General features: G+C 44.8%; 10 protein-coding genes. 4 read left to right on the top strand and 6 right to left on the bottom strand.

Annotation, left to right across the window (positions count from 1 at the left end; all coding sequences use genetic code 11):
- Nucleotides 1-593: 593 nt before the first annotated feature.
- The 4 genes from trmB to pruA all read right to left on the bottom strand — a co-directional run bounded on the left by trmB (nt 594) and on the right by pruA (nt 8,840).
- Nucleotides 594-1,229 (bottom strand): tRNA (guanosine(46)-N7)-methyltransferase TrmB, encoded by a 636-nt coding sequence (gene trmB / locus MC7420_RS08760; protein ID WP_044206045.1) that lies wholly within the window; start codon nt 1,227-1,229, stop codon nt 594-596.
- A 122-nt stretch (nt 1,230-1,351) separates the two neighbouring features.
- Entirely contained in the window at nt 1,352-2,803 is a 1,452-nt protein-coding gene (locus MC7420_RS08755) for a hybrid sensor histidine kinase/response regulator (protein WP_006099800.1), read from the bottom strand.
- A 39-nt stretch (nt 2,804-2,842) separates the two neighbouring features.
- Entirely contained in the window at nt 2,843-5,686 is a 2,844-nt protein-coding gene (locus MC7420_RS08750; RefSeq protein ID WP_006099946.1) for an ATP-binding protein, read from the bottom strand.
- 175 nt (nt 5,687-5,861) lie between these two features.
- Entirely contained in the window at nt 5,862-8,840 is a 2,979-nt protein-coding gene (gene pruA / locus MC7420_RS08745) for an L-glutamate gamma-semialdehyde dehydrogenase (protein ID WP_006099685.1), read from the bottom strand.
- 505 nt (nt 8,841-9,345) lie between these two features.
- Between pruA and MC7420_RS08740 the strand changes: the two genes are divergently transcribed.
- The 4 genes from MC7420_RS08740 (at nt 9,346) to MC7420_RS36695 (ending at nt 15,064) form a co-directional block, all read left to right on the top strand.
- Nucleotides 9,346-11,643: a two-partner secretion domain-containing protein gene (locus MC7420_RS08740; RefSeq protein ID WP_083798954.1), complete on the top strand. Its 2,298-nt coding sequence runs from the start codon at nt 9,346-9,348 to the stop codon at nt 11,641-11,643.
- Between the two features lie 179 nt (nt 11,644-11,822).
- Nucleotides 11,823-12,185 (top strand): Spy/CpxP family protein refolding chaperone, encoded by a 363-nt coding sequence (locus MC7420_RS08735; protein WP_006099911.1) that lies wholly within the window; start codon nt 11,823-11,825, stop codon nt 12,183-12,185.
- A gap of 221 nt (nt 12,186-12,406) precedes the next feature.
- On the top strand, nt 12,407-14,212 hold the full coding sequence (locus MC7420_RS08730; protein WP_006099917.1) for a ShlB/FhaC/HecB family hemolysin secretion/activation protein: 1,806 nt from the start codon (nt 12,407-12,409) through the stop codon (nt 14,210-14,212).
- 666 nt (nt 14,213-14,878) lie between these two features.
- On the top strand, nt 14,879-15,064 hold the full coding sequence (locus MC7420_RS36695; RefSeq protein ID WP_006099796.1) for an Eco29kI family restriction endonuclease: 186 nt from the start codon (nt 14,879-14,881) through the stop codon (nt 15,062-15,064).
- A gap of 193 nt (nt 15,065-15,257) precedes the next feature.
- On the opposite strand, the gene MC7420_RS08720 is transcribed toward MC7420_RS36695, so the two are convergent.
- Entirely contained in the window at nt 15,258-15,629 is a 372-nt protein-coding gene (locus tag MC7420_RS08720) for a group I truncated hemoglobin (RefSeq protein ID WP_006099886.1), read from the bottom strand.
- A 411-nt stretch (nt 15,630-16,040) separates the two neighbouring features.
- Nucleotides 16,041-17,429: a mechanosensitive ion channel family protein gene (locus MC7420_RS08715; protein WP_006099806.1), complete on the bottom strand. Its 1,389-nt coding sequence runs from the start codon at nt 17,427-17,429 to the stop codon at nt 16,041-16,043.
- Nucleotides 17,430-18,045: the final 616 nt, after the last annotated feature.

The following is an 18,045-nucleotide window of genomic DNA, read 5'->3' as shown; positions in this document are numbered from 1 at the left end:
TTTAATTAATAAAATGGAATCTTTTTTTGATAAGACGTAGAAGGGCGGGTTTTGAATAAATCTTGATCATCAATGGCGAGAATAAAGTCCCTAAACCCGCCCCTACACCTTTAATTAATAAAATGGAATCTTTTTTTGATAAGACGTAGAAGGGCGGGTTTTGAATAAACCTAATCATCAATAGTGATAAGAAAGTCCCTAAACCCGCCCCTACACATTTAATTAATAAAATGGAATCTGTTTTTGATAAGACGTAGAAGGGCGGGTTTTGAATAAATCTTGATCATCAATGGCGAGAATAAAGTCCCTAAACCCGCCCCTACACCTATAATCAATAAAATGGAATCTTTTTTTGACAAGACGTAGAAGGGCGGGTTTTGAATAAATCTAATCATCAATAGCGAGAAGAAAGTCCCTAAACCCGTTCCTACACCTTTAATCAATAAAATGGAATCTGTTTTTGATAAGACGTAGAAGGGCGGGTTTTGAATAAATCTGATCATCAATGGCGAGAAGAAAGTCCCTAAACCCGCCCCTACACCTATAATCAATACAAATGACAAATGACAAATGATGAATGACGAATTACTCACTTAATTACCAATCACAAACAACGCCCGATAAACAGGTTGTTTACAGGCTATTGTGTAGGTTTCTCGTTCAGTGGGAACAGGTAGAGGATTCGTGGCTAACCACTCGGTTCCTTGACGTTGAAAGGCTGGATTCTCGGTAAAGCGATCGGACATTTCTTGGGCTACGGCTTCAACGTCAGACTGGATAAAAACTTTGCCGCCTTTGACCAAGTATTTTGCCAACGTATTGACCAATTCCGGTTTGACGACACGGCGTTTAGCATGTCGTTTTTTGAACCATGGATCAGGAAATTGAATGGTTACGCGCTTTAATAGTCCCTGGGGCAAAGAGGCTAAAATTGGCGCTAATGAGTTATCGACATTGCAAAATATGAAATGAAGATTATCTAATCCTAACTCCGCTACCAATTCTTGGGCTTTCTCAACTAAAGGTTCTCGAATTTCTAATCCGAGAAAATTCCAATTGGGTTGTTGTGTTGCCATTTCTAACAAAAACTCACCCTTAGCACTACCTATATCTAGATGTAGCGGTTGCATGGGTTGATGATATACCTTGTCCCACGGGGGAGGCGTTACTGGAGTCAGGTATTTTTTACTCAGGGGATTGACATGTTGGCGCACACGAACTTTTGGCAATGGTATCACCTCCTTCTTTTGTCAGGTATTAGGTTTTGCTATTCTATCAAGAAATCAGTGATTGGTTGAGTTTTGTCAATAGTCCTCAAAACTTTACAAATGACATAAGACGAATGATGATATTAACCAATTGGCAGTTCAATGATAAACTCAGCGCCTTTTCCAGGTTGAGACACACAACGTAATTGTCCGCTGTGTTTTTCCACGACAATCTCATGACTAATCGATAACCCTAACCCGGTTCCCTTGCCAAAAGGTTTAGTGGTGAAAAAGGCGTGGAATAGCTTTTCTTGTATCTCTTTAGGGATACCAGGACCATTATCAGAAATACGGATTTCTACTCGCTGGTTATCAATCCCTCTGGTACGAATCCAGATGGTGGGAGGCGCGGGGGTTGTATCACTCTCGGAAATTGTTTCGGAATTTTGCTTTCTAAATTCTGCTTCTTCTAAAGCATCAATTGCATTCGCCAGAATATTCATAAACACTTGGCTCAGGCGTCCAGGATAGCATTCAATGGGCGATAACTTTCCATATTCTTTAATCACTTGAATGCCTAAATGTTTCCCGGTGGGTTTGATCCGATGTTGCAAGAGAACCAGCGTACTCTCTAACCCCTCGTGCAAATCAACCATCATCATTTCGCCTGCGTCGAGGCGAGATATATTCCGCAAGCTTTTAATGATTTGGCAAATGCGTTCGATGCCTAATTCCATCGACTTAAAGGTTTTGGGTAAATCTTTTACCAGAAAATCTGTGTCAATTTTTTGAGATTTATCTTGAATTTCGGTAACTGGATTCGGATAATGTTGAGCGTAGAGTTGCAGCAGTTTCAGTAAGTCTCGACTATATTCACCCGCACAGCTTAAATTACCATGAATCGAAGTAATGGGATTATTAATTTCATGGGCAACTCCGGCTAACATTTGTCCCAGACTGGACATTTTTTCACTTTGAACTAGCATGGCTTGGGCTTGTTGCCAATTGTTGAGGGCTTGTGCGAGTTGATTTGTTCGTTCTTCCACTCGTTGTTCCAATTCCTGGGTCAATGTTTGTAAGGCGGCTTCTGCTTTACCCCGTTGTTCAACTTCCTCAACTAATCGGGTATTCTGTTCTTCTAGGGTTTTGGTTAAGGTTCGCAGTTTCAAATGCACCTTGACTCGTGCTAATACCTCTTCCTGCTGAAAGGGTTTAGTGATATAGTCTACAGCCCCTAAATTTAACCCCTTAACTTTATCAATGGTATCGGTCAAAGCCGTCATAAAAATGATCGGAATCTCGTGAGTGTCAGGATTGGATTTCAGGCGTCGGCAGGTTTCAAATCCGTCAATTCCTGGCATCATCACATCTAACAAAACTAAGGTCGGTGGATCATAGGCAATTTGCTCAAGTGCGGTTTCTCCATCAAGAGCAACGGCAATTTCAAATCCAGCGCTAGTCAGGGTTTCTGAGAGTATTTCTAGATTGTTGGGACTATCGTCAATAATTAAAATAATCGTTTTATTTAACTTGTCTATCATTGCCTTGTTGCGTTGTTCTATCCGGTTCAACGTAGTAGAGTTGGACTTAAGCATGGCTATAATTTTTAGTGGGTAGCGATAGGTTAATTGCGTTTAGTGAATGCACCGATTTTCCTCAATAAAATCTCGTATTTTTTTAAGCTGGAAGCCTTTAGCAAGCTGGCGGATATATTGAGCAAATGGGGCAAACTTATGATCAGAACTCTCGATACTATCAATTTTTTCGAGCAAAAGTTTAATCCGACCTTTCATGGCTAAATCCCAGAGGATGTCTAGTTCCTCTTCCGGAAAAATAATTGCTTCGGGTTTGCCCAGTTTTTGTTGCTCGTATGGTGTTACCTTAACCGCCGCTGACTGACTACCATTCCCTGATGCGGGTTCGTAAATCCAGGTCAGTCCCAAATGGTGTTGTAACGTCTGGAGTAGCTCATCAATTTGAACGGGTTTAGCCAGAAAATCATTACCCCCAGCTACCAAACTGTGATGCCGATCCATCTCAAACACACTGGCTGACGATACTACAATTAGCATATTTTTTAGGGTTTTGGACTGGCGAATGTGTCGCATCATCTCAAAGCCGTCCATAATCGGCATGATCAAGTCGGTAATGATTAGATCTGGCGTAGCTGTCATGGCGATATCTAATCCTTCTTTACCATTATTCGCCTCAATCACCTCAAATCCTAAAGGTTCGAGCAAATTGATGATGACTGAACGATTTTCCCAGCGATCATCGACAACGAGGATTGTGTGTGATTTGCCCTGATAGCCAATAATTCTACCCTGAGTGGGGGTAGTAATTTTTTGCATCCATTCTTGGGCTTCGGGTAAGTCTAGATCTACGGTAAATACACTTCCCTTACCGACTTCACTGTGGACTTGAATGGTACTACCCATGAGTTGTACAATCTTAGTGCTAATCGCTAAACCTAGTCCAGTTCCTTCCGCCTGACGTTTGCGATCGCTCACTTGTTCAAAGGGTAAAAAGATGCGTTGCAATTGTTGGGGACTCATCCCTACCCCGGTATCTTCGATTTGAAACCGGATTTGGTGATGGGGAGGGGTTGAGGTTTCTTGGGGATGAGAGACGCCTTCTGGCTTGTCTCCATTGTGTCCCCCGATACTGTGATTGTCTTGGTTATCTGCATAGCCGACTTTAAAGGTAACGCCGCCAGTATCGGTAAATTTAATCGCATTGCTGAGGAGATTAATTAGAACTTGTCGCAGTCGCTTTTCGTCTACGTGGATACCAGCAGGAAGGGATGATGTGGGTTGATAGATAAAGGAAATGCCTTTTGCATCCGCCCGAATCCGGCAAATTTCGACAACACCCCGCAGGAATGAGGGAAAATGAATATCACTGCCATGGAGTTCCATCTTCCGGGCTTCAATTTTCGCTAAATCGAGAATATCATTAATCAGCATCAGCAAATGAGAACCGCATTGATGGATGATGCGAACACCATCCAATTCGCGATCGCTCATCGTTTTTGATCGTTGCAGAATTTGGGCATAGCCTAACACTCCATTCAGTGGCGTTCGCAGTTCATGACTCATATTTGCCAGAAACTCACTTTTGGCGTTATTTGCCGTATCCGCGTCTTCTTTCGCCGTTTTTAGTTCCGCTGTACGTTGTTCTACCCGCAATTCCAGTTCAGCTTTGGCATCTTCCAAGGCGGTAAAGGATTCCTGCAACTGCTGCGCCATTTGGTTAAAGGATTTAGATAAAATCCGCAGTTCATAAATCCCTTCGACTTTGACTCGTTGATCAAGTTCCCCACTCGCGATCGCACAAGATGCCATACTCAGTCGTAAAATGGGTTGACTAATCCAACGCGAGGTAAATAATCCCAAAAGGGTGGCAAGAATCAACGCCGCTACACATAGCCGAATGGTTGTGCGCGTGTTGGCGTGGATACGTGCCATAAATTCCTCTTCGGGCACCACGACAACAATCAACCAATTGAGTCCTTGATCGTCTTGAAAGGAGAGAACTTGGACAAATTGCTTCTTTTTCTCTAATGTAAAATCTAACTGGTATTCTCCTTGGATAGTCTCAAAGCTACCAAATTTCCCAACTAAAAAGTCAGCCGTCGCCTTAATTAGTGGGTTATCACTGGTAATCGAGTCATTCCGTTCTGATTTCGCCTGATGATCAGTAGAGACAAATGTCTCTTCACTCATCGATGTAGCCACTAAGGTTCCCTTTCCCTTCGGTTCTAAAATAAACGTCTGTCCAAAGTCACCAATTTCCAAGTTTTCCAGGAAGTCCCCAATATGAGACAGAGACAGAATTGTACTGGTGACCCCCAGCAAGGTATCATCCTGATACAGGGGCAGACTTGCCGCGATCGCTAATGTATCTTCATTTTCATAGCGAAAAACCTCACTCCAGGTTGCCTCACCTGCTTTTACCGCCTTTTCGTACCAGGGTCGAGTTCGGTGATCATCGTAGGCAGGAGTTTCTAATAACTTTATCCGATTTCCTTGCTGATTCGCGGCATAAATATATTTAGTATAATTCACTGATTCATGAATTTGAAAATTATCCCCCTCTTGTCGCACCACTTCCAGATATTTACCATCTTCTGTACCGATGGCTGTAGCGCTAACCGGAAAAACTTGCATCTGATGCCAGACGGTTTTCTCACAATCCAGCAAATTGTCTAATTTTAATTGATTCAGACAGGTTTCATTGGCATTGAGTTGATTAAAGGCATGGGGGATTTGCAAATAACTATCGAGTTTCTGTTCAATTCGGGCAGCGATTTCATGGCGTAAATCACTGGCAAGTTCATGAACTGCTTGTTCACCATTGCGTAAGGAAAGCCAACCCGTCAATCCCACGGCTGCCGTAATTTGCAGCAGGAAAGGAATGACAAGGACAAGGCGCAAACGCATTTTTAGAGAGGGTTTTGCTAAAAAACTGGGTAACATCCGTCAGTGTTAGTCTACGAGTAATGAGTGGATTGACGACTCAGATGCTACCCTAATCTATTAAGAAATTTATTCAAAATTTGATAATACTACTGTATAACCTTTCAGTCTGCCAGATCCCCGACTTCTCTGCCAGATCCCCGACTTCTTAAAGAAGTCGGGGATCTCCTTTGAATCAATCAACTCCTTCAATCGGGGCAAACCCCTGACGCTGAATATTTTCCGTAATCGTGCGCGGTTCTAAGAATTGGAGTAAATAATCGGGTCCTCCCGCCTTAGACCCTACCCCTGATAGTTTAAACCCACCAAAGGGTTGGCGCGAAACAATTGCCCCGGTAATCGTGCGGTTAATATAGAGATTGCCAACTTCAAACTCGGTAGATGCCTGATCAATATGGGACGGTGTGCGAGAATATAATCCTCCCGTCAGGGCATATTTAGTTCCATTTGCCACAGCCAGGGCGTCTGGAAAATCTTTAACCCGAATCACCGCTACCACAGGACCAAAGATTTCCGCTTGGGCAATTTTGGCATCCGGTGAAACGTTGGTAAAAATCGTGGGACTGACAAAATAACCCGTTTCCGGGACTTCACATTCCACCGCAATTTCTGCCTCTTGTCGCCCTTTTTCAATATAGTCCTGAATCCGATTTCTGGCAGTCGCATCAATCACTGGACCAACTTGGGTACTGGGTAATTCCGCCGCCCCAATATTGAGCGATCGCGTGGCTTCAATTAATCGTTCGACAAAGGTATTATAGATAGGGTCGAGAACGATTACCCGTGAACAGGCGGAGCATTTTTGACCACTATACCCAAATGCCGACTTCACCACGCCCGCTACGGCTTGATCTAAATCCGCACTTTCATCCACAATAATCCCATTCTTACCCCCCATCTCAGCAATTACCCGTTTCAGGTGCGTTTGACTGGGTTGAACGATTGCAGCATCGGCGTAAATCCGACATCCCACTTCCTGAGAACCCGTGAAGGCGATTAAATGGGTATCTGGATGCTTCACCATATACGCCCCCACCTGGGAACCCTTACCAGGGACATATTGAAACACTCCCTTCGGAATTCCGGCTTCGACTAAAATTTCTGCCAGTTTCGCCGCAATCACGGATGAGGTTTCAGCAGGTTTGAGGAGGGTACAATTTCCCGCGACTAACGCCGCTACCGTCATTCCCGTCGCAATCGCCAAGGGGAAATTCCAGGGCGAAATCACCACCGCAATTCCTCTGGGTTGGTAGACATAGCGATTGGTTTCCCCAGCCACATCATAGATATAGCCGCCCTCTAGCCGTTCCATTTCTGATGCATAGTAACGGCAAAAGTCGATGGCTTCGGAGACTTCTCCATCGGCTTCCCGTAAGGCTTTGCCGACTTCTAAGCATATCCAAGCCGAAAGTTCTTCCCGGCGCCCTTCCATTAATTCCGCTGCTTGACGCAGAATATCCGCCCGTTGTTTAACCGGGGTGCGACGCCATCCGGGAAAGGCGGCTTTGGCGGCGTTTAAGGCAGTTTCGGCTTGGTCGATGGAGAGTAATCCCACTTTACCGATAATTTCACTGGGGTTGGAGGGATTAACGGAATCAACGGTTTCGGTGGTGGGTTGATAGTCGCCATTAATGAACGGATAGTAGGTTTTCCCTAGTTGTTGGCGCACCTGTTGTAAGGCGGTTTGGGCTTTTTCTCTGGCGTCGGCTTGGGCGTAATCGGTATCCGGCGCATTGGCGAATGGTAGAGACGCGCCATGGCGCGTCTCTACAGGTTCTTCAGCAACCACAGGCGGGGCGATTAATTCCTCAACCGGGCGTTCTTCTAAACTTTGGCGCAGGAAGGAACTATTGGCGGTATTTTCTAGTAAGCGACGAATCAGATATGCCATTCCGGGTAAGAGTTCTCCATAAGGTGCATAAACCCGCACCCGATGTCCCCGTTTTACTAAGGCTTTTGCCAGTTGATCCCCCATTCCGTAGAGAACTTGCATCTCGAAGCGGCGACGGGGAATATTCAACTGTTCCGCAATCGCCATGGCTTTGGCTTGCGATCGCACGTTATGTGATCCGATGGCAGCATAGAGATACTGGTGATTTTCTAGCAATAGCTGAGTCATCGCCTCGAAATTGGCATCGGTGGCGCTTTTTTGGTTATATACGGGTTGTTGCCAATGGTTTTGTAAGGATTTAATCGTTTCCTGATCCCAATATGCCCCTTTAACCAGACGCACGGTTAGGGGATTGCCCCGTTCTTTTGCCCAGGTGATAATATCGTTTAAATCCCCTTTACTATCGCGTAGATAGGCTTGTAGGGTAATGCCTAAATCCGTGCGATCGCGGAATTCGTTTTCCATCAACAATTCTTTGAGAATGCCCAGAGTCATGTCCTTATAGACATACTGTTCCATATCAAAATGAACCGCCGCCCCCAATTCCTTAGCACGACGTAACAGAATCCGGATGCGATCGCACACTCGTTTTTTGCTACCTTCTGGATCTAGGGGGTCAAATTGGGAATAAAATGCGGTTAACTTGACCGAGACTTGAACTCGTGGTAAATCTTCCCCATCAGCCTGGTCAATTTGCGGCATCGTTGACCAACTTTTCGCCTCCTGAGTCAACTGTTCCATCAAATCCAGATAGCGTTCCAGATAAGACTGGGCTTCGGTTTCGGTAATCACGGCTTCCCCGAGTAAATCTAGGGTAAATGCCATCTTATCCTTCCGCAGGCGTTCAATTGTCTTCATTACCTGCTTAATTGTTGCCCCAGCGATATACTTATTCGCTAGGGTTTCCACCGCCGTGGATACTGTTGACGCCGCCAACTGTCCCGGCATGGAGTCAGGATTCGCAAAATTGAGTAAATTTTTCAGGGCGGCGGGAAGTTCCACCGACTCATCCCCTAAATAGTCTTGTAAATGACGGGCAATCTCAGTTTTACTCTGGAGGGCGGGTAAGGCATCAATGAAGCGAAAAAGCTGTACTCGCAAACCCGGATTACTCATCGCCCAAGCTAGGAGTTTATCATCCCAGCGCATATTGTCGCGAATATTGGCAAAAAAGGAGCGTTTTTGCCGAGTGGCGTCGAGAAGCTGTTTGGCAATTTCGATGGTTTGGGTTTCGTAGATGCTATTGGCGACTTGTACAACCACGGGCGAGTAGACTCCTAATTCTGGGCTAAGGCATTTATCTCGAACTCTTTATTATATCCCGCTAGAGCCAATTTTGCAGGTTTGGAGTTGCACAAAGCGTGCCATAAGCGCTGGTATCGCTTACAACAAACGATTCTAAGTAGTCTGACAGAATTAACGTTAACCATGAGGACAAGGCAATAGACAACAGACAACAGACAACAGTAAGCATTTGAAGCTTGTTAACATTTCTTAGTACAGCGGCAATAATTTATGTCCAGGTACTTGCTGTGATCGCTTGAAATTTTCAGAATGATTGCGATCACATCCTCTTCCCAATAACTGTGAGACTGTTTCTGGATGCTGATTCAGGAGCAGGTTTGCTATGTTTTTTTTTGCCATGGTTTTCAAATAATCAATAAGCTGTTAGAATCAGGGAAAATCCTAAAAATTATGCTGGGCAAATACTTTCTATTGTCTAGCTTTATTGAGTAATCTAAATAGGCTTTATTGAGGTTATTTCTTAATGGTTTTTAGAGCAAGGAAACTGAATAGGGTTTTCGCCACTTCATGTACGGTTTCTCTGTTGCTAATCTCTGGAGATGCTTACGCGCAGAGCATCACACCCGCCACTGATGGCACAGGTACAGTCGTTACTATTGATGGTCAAACCTACAACATCACTGGCGGAATGCTCTCTGGAGACGGACAAAATCTGTTTCACAGCTTTGAGTCTTTCGGTCTGACCCAGCAGGAAATTGCCAACTTTCTTTCTAACCCTGAGATTCGCAACGTTCTAGGTCGTGTAGTTGGTCGCAGCCCTTCTCAAATTGATGGATTGCTACAGGTGAGTGGTGGGGCTGCTAACCTCTATCTGATGAATCCAGCAGGAATTGTTTTCGGACCGAACGCCCAACTCAATGTGCCGGGGTCTTTCGCTGCAACTACTGCAAGCAGCATCGATTTTGCGACAGGGCAATTCAGCGCTTTTGGAGAGGTTAATTACCAAGCGCTAGCGGGAACACCCCAGAGCTTTTCTTTGGTCACCGGAACCTCTGGTTCTATCGTCAATACAGGTGATTTGGAAGTCCAGGCAGGCAATAATCTTGCCTTGGTGGGGAGTACCGTTGTTAATACAGGGACGCTAACAGCTCCTGGCGGCACAATTACGGTAGTTGCCGTACCCGACAGCCAGCAAGTTCGGATTAGTCAAGATGGCATGGTGCTAGGATTGGCGATGAATGCTGATGAACTAGCGCAGGTACCCGCCGACCAACCCATTGCCGCGAGTTTGCCAGAACTGGTGACGGGTGGGAATGCTGACATTGCCTCGACTATTCAAGTGGATGAACAAGGTCGAGTGTGGTTGACAGATTCCCAGACGATGATTCCAGATGAACCGGGAACCGCGATTGTGAGCGGTGAGATTAACGCGGCGAATGATACGGCTCCCGGCGGCACTGTGCAAATCCTCGGTGAACAGGTAGCCCTGTTAGATGCCACAGTTAATGTCTCCGGGACGAGTGGCGGTGAAGTTTTTGTCGGGGGAGATTTGCAAGGGGGCGGAGATTTACCGACGGCGCAATACACCGTTGTGGATGACGGGTCGGTGATTCGGGCAGATGCCCTAAGTGATGGCGATGGCGGTCAGGTGATTCTATGGGCGGATGGCACCACCCAGTTTGCCGGAGACATTAGCGCTCGTGGTGGTATCAACTCTGGCGATGGTGGGTTTGTGGAAGTGTCGGGCTTAGAAAGCCTGAACTTTACAGGGAATGTCAACACCAATGCCCCAAATGGAGCGCCTGGTACGTTACTGTTTGATCCTGCTGACATTACGATTACGGCTGGGGGAACTGTGGGTGGCTTTGATGGGGATGTGCTTTTTGAAGATGCTGGACCAACGGAGATTTCTGAAGCACAGATTGAGAGTTTAGCTGGGAATACCAATGTCACGATTCAAGCGACTAATTCGATCACGATTGAGCAGATGTCAGACGGGTTTCTAGCTTTTCAAGCTGGCTCAGGATCAATCACATTTGAAGCAAACGGAACATTCGTTTCTGACAGCAGCATTATTACCAATGGGAGAGACATATATATCACCTCTGGAAGCATTGCTCTGGACTCTTTAGCACTATACGACATCAGCACATCTGGCGGTTCAATTAGCCTAACAACTACTAGTGGTGGTCTTAGTTTTGGAAACATCACTGCTGGTCTTGTAAACAATCCAGGGGATGTAGAAATTTCAGTAAGTCCTGGTAATAGTTTGAGTTTCGAGAACATTGATGCTGAATCTTTAGTCGGTTCATCCATACCTCCTGACCCTCTAGATGGAACAATCACTGTTAATGGTGTTGTTCAGCCTCAAGGAAACCTGTCTTTCTATGAAATTGTGGGTGGCGTTCCTACTGATGGCAGCGAAACTCCTGGGGGCGGGACTCCCGGTGGTGGTGACACTCCCGGTGGTGGTGTAATTCCTGGTGGCGGTGACACTCCCGGTGGGGGCGAAACTCCTGGCGGCGGCTCGACAGTTAATGTCAACGGAGCTATTGTCAATATTGGCTCGACAGGCTCACGGAACAACGGCTATGCAGGGTCAAATATTGACACATCTTTCAGCATAGATATCCCAGGGGTGGGTCGATTTAGCGCTAATAATCTTCACATGTGGAATGCATATGCACGGTCTGAAATTACTTGGAATAACGCTTTCCAAGAGTTTAGCGCTTGGGATGCAATAAGGTCTGCTAGGGAAATTGAGTCAAGCGGGTTCCATACTCAAACGCTAGGTGAGATATTACTCGATAGCGGGTATTAGATTCAGACTATGCTTGATCACATTCACTTGTACTGGAATACCTGTAGAAATAAGGAGCGTAAATGTTCTCCAAATCAACCATTCTATCAGTTTTTCTGATGCTCTCAGTAGTTGGAACAGCTAATGCATTACCGACTTCAGATGACTTCAACTCTGAGATGAATGCAAGTAGGCATTCTATGTTCAATGAACGAATTTATGCTCAGACAGATGGAGAAGTAGAAACTATCATTCTTCAGCTAGGTTTAACAGATGAGCAGATAGCTCAGCTTTACCAAGTTGATCGGCAGTTTAGTCCTAAACTCGATGAGCTTTACCCGGCGTGGAATCAGGCACAAGAAGAGTTAGAAGTATTAATTAGGAGTGAAGATGCTTCAGAATCTGAAGTGAGGAAGAAGTACGAAGAAGTTGAGTCCCTGCGTCGGCAAGTTTCTGAGTTACAGTTTGAGCGACGAATGGCTATCCGGGAAATTTTGAGACCCGAACAACGATTACCTTACGAGGAATACATTGAACAAAGAATTGCTGAGAGCGATTCTTGATCACGAATTGTAGAACGAATACCACTGAAATAAGATGGGTTCGTAGTCGGCACTTTAGTGCCTCAAGCGCTAAAGCGCTTACTACAAACGCTTAAGTCAGTGACTATTCAATTGTAGAACGACTGTTACCTGAAAAAATTAGCTTTCATCTTAGATGCTCATGAGAGTTAAAGATGAATGGCTAGAGTTTTGGTGTGCAATAATGTGTGGTGTGAGTGAATATGGGTGTTAAATACCGTAAGTTTAGTTACCTGGCTTCTTGGATTATTCTCTTAGGACAATTGAACGCTGGTGAGGCATTAGCAGAAATTTCGTTTAGTGCAGATGACCTCAAAGATATCGAAACGATAGCTGGCAACACGGAGGAATTGCCAGAGCAGCTTTTAGATATTGCCCAAGTATCTGACCCCAATCAGGATCGGTTTCCACAACCCTTACCTGAGCCTGAATTAACAGATCCACAGGAGGAAGAACCTGTCCTACCGCCGTCCGAAAATGAAACCGAGCCGATTCGTCCAGACGTTTTTGAAGCGGAAGTAGAAGTGACTGCGATTGAAGTCACTGGCAGTACGATTTACACCTCTGAAGATTGGCAGGAGTTCACACAACCTTTAGAAGGGCGAACAGTAACAGTAGCGGAATTGAGGGCTGCTGCTGATGCAATTACTCGCCTTTATCAAGACGAAGGCTATTTGACCTCACGGGCAATTGTACCCCAGCAAGAAGTTGTCGATGGTGTTGTCCAGATTCAAGTGATTGAAGGCAGCCTGGAAGAGATTCAAATTGAAGGAAATCAACGAGTTAAGTCTGATTACATTAGTAGTCGAGTGAGGTTGGGTGTTGATACTCCTCTCAATGCTTTTAAACTTGAAGATCAACTCCGCCTGCTGCGTCAAAATCCGTTATTTGATACCCTCAGCGCGACTCTGCAACCGGGGACAGATTTGGGACAAAGTATTTTAGCTATTGAAGTGGATGAGGCAAATCCGTTCTATGGATTTGCCAGCTTCGACAATTACTCGCCTCCGAGCTTGGGGTCAGAGCGGTTCGGAATAGGTGCAGGCTACCGGAACCTAACCGGGTATGGTGATAATTTCTTTGCGTCATATTTCGTAAGTACGACAGGAGGTTCTGATTTAATTGATGCCTTCTATCAAATACCCGTTAATCCCATGGAAGGCACGATTCAACTACGCACCCAATTCAACTGGACTGAAATCACGGAAGATCCCTTCGATGACCTTGGCATTGAAGGTGATTCACAATTCTATGAACTTAGCTTCCGACAACCCCTGATTCGTACTCCAACAGAAGAGTTTGCGCTTTCCCTCGCATTTAGCTTTGAAGATGGTCAGACCTTTACATTCGATGATATTCCTACACCCTTTGGTTTTGGACCCGATGAAGATGGTGTGAGTCGTACTAGCGTGTTCAGATTTGGGCAGGATTATATTCGCCGTGATGCTAACGGTGCCTGGATACTACGCTCTTTGTTCAATATTGGCACCACTCTATTTGATGCCACGTCTAATCCAGAGCCAATTCCAGATAGCGCTTTCTTTAGCTGGAATGGTCAGGTGCAAAGAGTGCAGCGTTTAAGTGACAATCATACGCTTGTTACTCAAGCGAGCGTTCAGTTAACTCCTGATCCTTTATTACCGTCTGAACAGTTTGTTATTGGTGGATTTTACTCGGTCAGAGGGTATCGAGAAAGTGTCCGTAATGGTGATAACGGCTTGCGTCTTTCGGTAGAGGATAGAATTACCCTATCTCGCAATGATAGAGGAGAGTCAATTCTTCTGTTAATTCCATTTGCCGACATAGGGTATGTCTGGAACCAAGGTGACAATCCTAATGATTTACCCGACCAAAAATTTCTAGCCAGTATTGGTTCGGGTATTCTTTACGAACCCGTAAGAAATCTGAACCTCAGATTAGATTATGGTTTGCCGTTAGTTGATTTAGACGATCGCGGCGATAATCTTCAAGACGATGGGTTTCATTTTAGCGTTAATTACCAATTCTGAGACGAAATTGGCTATCTGAATGTCACGCTCCTTAAGTCTGGTGGGTTCTTGCGAAGTCGAAACCCACCCTACGGCATATCCAAGGTTTTAGCGATCGCGCCCTGCCAATTTTCAGTGCCATCCATCCTAATCTAGCTTACTCACCGGATGCAGACCCCAGACGCGATCGTAAACTGGCATACCAACTATCACTCAAACTGCACTCAAACACCTATACTCCATCCACCACCCCATACCCACCACTTTGCCTGAGAACCAAAGCTTCAAGTAATTGTACTCAACTCATTACAAGAAACCGTAGGGGCGCATGGCGTGCGCCCATGATATTCACCCATAATATTGCAGGATACACCCCAAAAATTGAGTCAAGGGCGACCCGATCAAATTGAGTGAATAATATTGTCAATTGGTGCAAGCGGGTCGCCCCTACATTAAAATTAATCGCCAGGACAGGATAAAGGCAACGTAAACTCAAAGGTTGATCCTTCATTTAGCTGTTCGGCATTTAAACCTTAATATCAATTAATGGCACCATCCTTGCCGTAGTGCGAGCATCTTGCTCGCTACATCAAGCATCTTGCTCGCTACATCAAGCATCTTGCTCGCTACATCAAGCATCTTGCTCGCTACATCAAGCATCTTGCTCGCTACTAATACACAATTTAAATGCATTACAGCTTACCGCCATCAGAGACATTTACAGGTGCAGGACTTTACCTCCTGTACTACACAGGTAATTTTCCACCCTATACTGCGATCGCGCAAGCGAACAGCCATAACCTTTCCACACCAATTTATGCGGGGAAAGCGGTTCCGAGTGGTTGGCGACATTTTATATCACAAGTCATCTGATTAAGCTTTTCCGTGATGACTTTAAAAACGGCAAAATCCGCAATATTCCTTTTCCCTGCTGCACGTCTTGCTTGGCTATTTTTTGAGGTTGTGCTGTTAGTGTAAAGCCAGTCAATTTACGGTGCAACTTGCCTGTTTTGAGATATTATAAATTATTTCGGTCAACCCCTTGAATTCAGTGATTCAATTACGATTACTTGTACAAAACCGCCTCTTTCAATGTTGAGATGCGCTCAAGTACGCTGTTGATTTCCTCTTGGGTAAGTCCATACTCATCCAGTGACTCACCCAAGTGCTTGGCAATTGCATCAAAATGTTCCGGTTGTAAGTCTAATCCAGCGTGGGCTTTTTCCATTGAGCGTCCAGTGTATTGATTGGGACCCCCCAACGCATGGGAAACAAAAGCGGTTTGATGACGCCGTTGCTTTTCCATATCGGTGTTAGCAAAAAAGTGACTGACGGTATCATCTGCTAACACACGTTGGTAAAAATCATCTACAATTTGAGCAACAACTGGCTGTCCGCCTAGCTTCTCGTATAAGGTTAGGTTTGGTGGTGTATGCATATTCGTTTCTAAAACTTAGCAATTTCTATTAACTATTCTATCTCGGTATTGAAGAGGTTACGTCTCTCTTGAGTACAGCAATAGCGGAGTAACCTCTCTACCGTAAGTTGGATTAAAAAAACTTGATTATATTGTTTTTCTATAAAAAATAAAAATTTTAAATTAACGATAGACATGACATATAGCGTCTCTAAAATATGGAAAAAAAAGCTTTTCTTAAGACTGTCTTAGGTAGAATGCCACTGAATTAAAGCTGGTGGGTTGAGCGAAGTCGAAACCCACCCTACGGTATACAGCTCTTTGCGCTGTAATAAAGTACAGTAGATCAAAGTCCCCCTTCAGATCCCCCTTCCGTCCCCCTTAAAAAGGGGGAGACCAAAGGATGCTTCGCGTTTTGTTCAGCTTAACACTTTATCCATTGGCTGAGTTTTGATGAGGAAGAACTAACTCGGAATCCGAATTATCAGATTGAGAATTTCCTGTTGTATCCGTTGGTAAAGGAGAATTACGGAACAGCAAAGTATAGATATCAGTCGGCATCTCAATATCTGCCGCTTGCAGTGCTTCTTTTATACGTTGACAGACTTGAGATGTCATCGTCAAAAACCCTAATCGCCGCGAATCCACCCAAAACCGCACTTCCAGATTCACCGTACTCGCCGCTAATTCCATTACCAAAATTTCTGGAGGCGGTTCTTTTTCTATTCCAGAAAGTGAAGTGAGAGCATTTTGAATCACTTGTTTTGCCTGAGTAATATCGGCATCATAGTCAATACCAACTGTGACCGAACTACGACGGCGCGGCGAAGCCGTATTATTAATAATACTGGCAGAGAATACTTCCTGATTCGGAATATAAACTAACCGCCCATCATAGGTTCTCATCGTCGTTGCCCGGAGGTTAATCTGCGTAATCGTCCCCTCATAATCACTAATTACCACCTGATCATTAATACCAAAGGGTCGAGCCGCAAGTAAAATTACCCCAGAGATATAATTACTCAAGACATCTTTAAGACTGAAACCAATCGCCACACTGGTGAGTCCTAATGCCCCTAATAACGCCCCAAAATTTAAACCCAAAACACCTAGAGTAATGATTGAACCCAGTACCCAGACGCCACCATAACCCAAGCGTCCAATCAGAATTTCCGTACTGCGATCGCCTTCTGTCCGTTGCGCCCAACTAAAGCCAATAAATCGCACTCCTTTCGCCACTCCCCAGGTAATCCCCACCATAACCATCGCCCCTAATAAAGAAGGGAGATTTGTTATAATATCCCGTAAAAGTTGCCGCACTGTTCCATAGAGACGCTGTCCCACATCAATCGCTAAGGGCGGTTTTTTTATTGCCAGATTCAATTGTTCTGCCCATCTCTCGGCTAAAGCTTCCACAGACAAACCAAAGTCTTGGGCATCTTGCTGAGTAACCGTCATTAATACTCGGTTATTCAATCGCAACGTTGCCACTTGACGAGGGTCATCCGGTTTAACAGTTACCTGTCCTAAAGTTTCTGATTGTGCCAAAAGACTGTTAACCCGCCGATTAATAATTTTTGCCCGTTCTCTTGCGCCCAAATCCGCCAAGCTACCCATTTGGAATACAGGTCTACCTCTAACTAAAATATCGGCAAAATAGACTTCACTATCGGGATTACTTCTCAGGGAGGAATTCGCATCAGCGGGAATAGGAACCATCTCGTCTTGGGCGACACTCCGGTGAGGACTAGCTAGGAAAAGAAATCCAGTAGCAAATACGACAAGGCTTAATCGACGTGAACCGTTAAGTAGGATTTTCATCAGGTCAGTTTTCAGCGTTTTGAACAGATTTAGCCAAAACAGATTACCGGAAATTTGGGTCTAAAGCATCCCCTTTTAGGGGGACATTTAAAAATGTTTTGACGGAACGACCAACAAAATGTATACTAACAGTATAAACACACATAAAAAGCAGAGTTGGTAAGCGCGGATTATCTCTTGTATCCGGAACCCTGGTAGCTCCAAATCCTAAATCTTGTAAAGTGAGAGACGTTAGAGCGAGAATTCGATAAATCTCGATACATAATACCGTGGGACACACGGGAATTCAAGCTTGAGGAGTGAGCTGAAAGGCTCAAGTTATGCTCTGTAAGACCAATGGCAGATTATCTCATTCGTGAGACGAAAAACCGGAGGCAAGATCAGCCCAAGAATCACCACTCCTTTAGGACGGTGAGTGTCAATTCTAGCTACGGACAGGTGATACCAAACATTATCCCCGTTATACCAAATCCGGGTTAACTACCCCTTTTAGATTAAATCGCAAAAACCCTGTAGAGACGTTGCATGCAACGTCTCTACAATCTGGACATAAAAGGGTTATGTATGACGGATTCGGTATTATAGCAACCGCCATAGCGGTTAGGACACATCATTT

The sequence above is a fragment of the Coleofasciculus chthonoplastes PCC 7420 genome (assembly GCF_000155555.1).
Taxonomy (GTDB): domain Bacteria; phylum Cyanobacteriota; class Cyanobacteriia; order Cyanobacteriales; family Coleofasciculaceae; genus Coleofasciculus; species Coleofasciculus chthonoplastes_A.
This window is presented reverse-complemented; position numbering and strand designations above follow the sequence as displayed.

Bases quoted from the DNA above. Each gene is read 5' to 3' on its own strand.
- MC7420_RS08755 (WP_006099800.1), bottom strand. From the start codon at position 2,803: ATGCTTAAGTCCAACTCTACTACGTTGAACCGGATAGAACAACGCAAC.
- MC7420_RS08750 (WP_006099946.1), bottom strand. From the start codon at position 5,686: ATGTTACCCAGTTTTTTAGCAAAACCCTCTCTAAAAATGCGTTTGCGC.
- MC7420_RS08740 (WP_083798954.1), top strand. From the start codon at position 9,346: ATGGTTTTTAGAGCAAGGAAACTGAATAGGGTTTTCGCCACTTCATGT.
- MC7420_RS08735 (WP_006099911.1), top strand. From the start codon at position 11,823: ATGTTCAATGAACGAATTTATGCTCAGACAGATGGAGAAGTAGAAACT.
- MC7420_RS08730 (WP_006099917.1), top strand. From the start codon at position 12,407: ATGGGTGTTAAATACCGTAAGTTTAGTTACCTGGCTTCTTGGATTATT.
- MC7420_RS36695 (WP_006099796.1), top strand. From the start codon at position 14,879: ATGCATTACAGCTTACCGCCATCAGAGACATTTACAGGTGCAGGACTT.
- MC7420_RS08720 (WP_006099886.1), bottom strand. From the start codon at position 15,629: ATGCATACACCACCAAACCTAACCTTATACGAGAAGCTAGGCGGACAG.
- MC7420_RS08715 (WP_006099806.1), bottom strand. From the start codon at position 17,429: ATGAAAATCCTACTTAACGGTTCACGTCGATTAAGCCTTGTCGTATTT.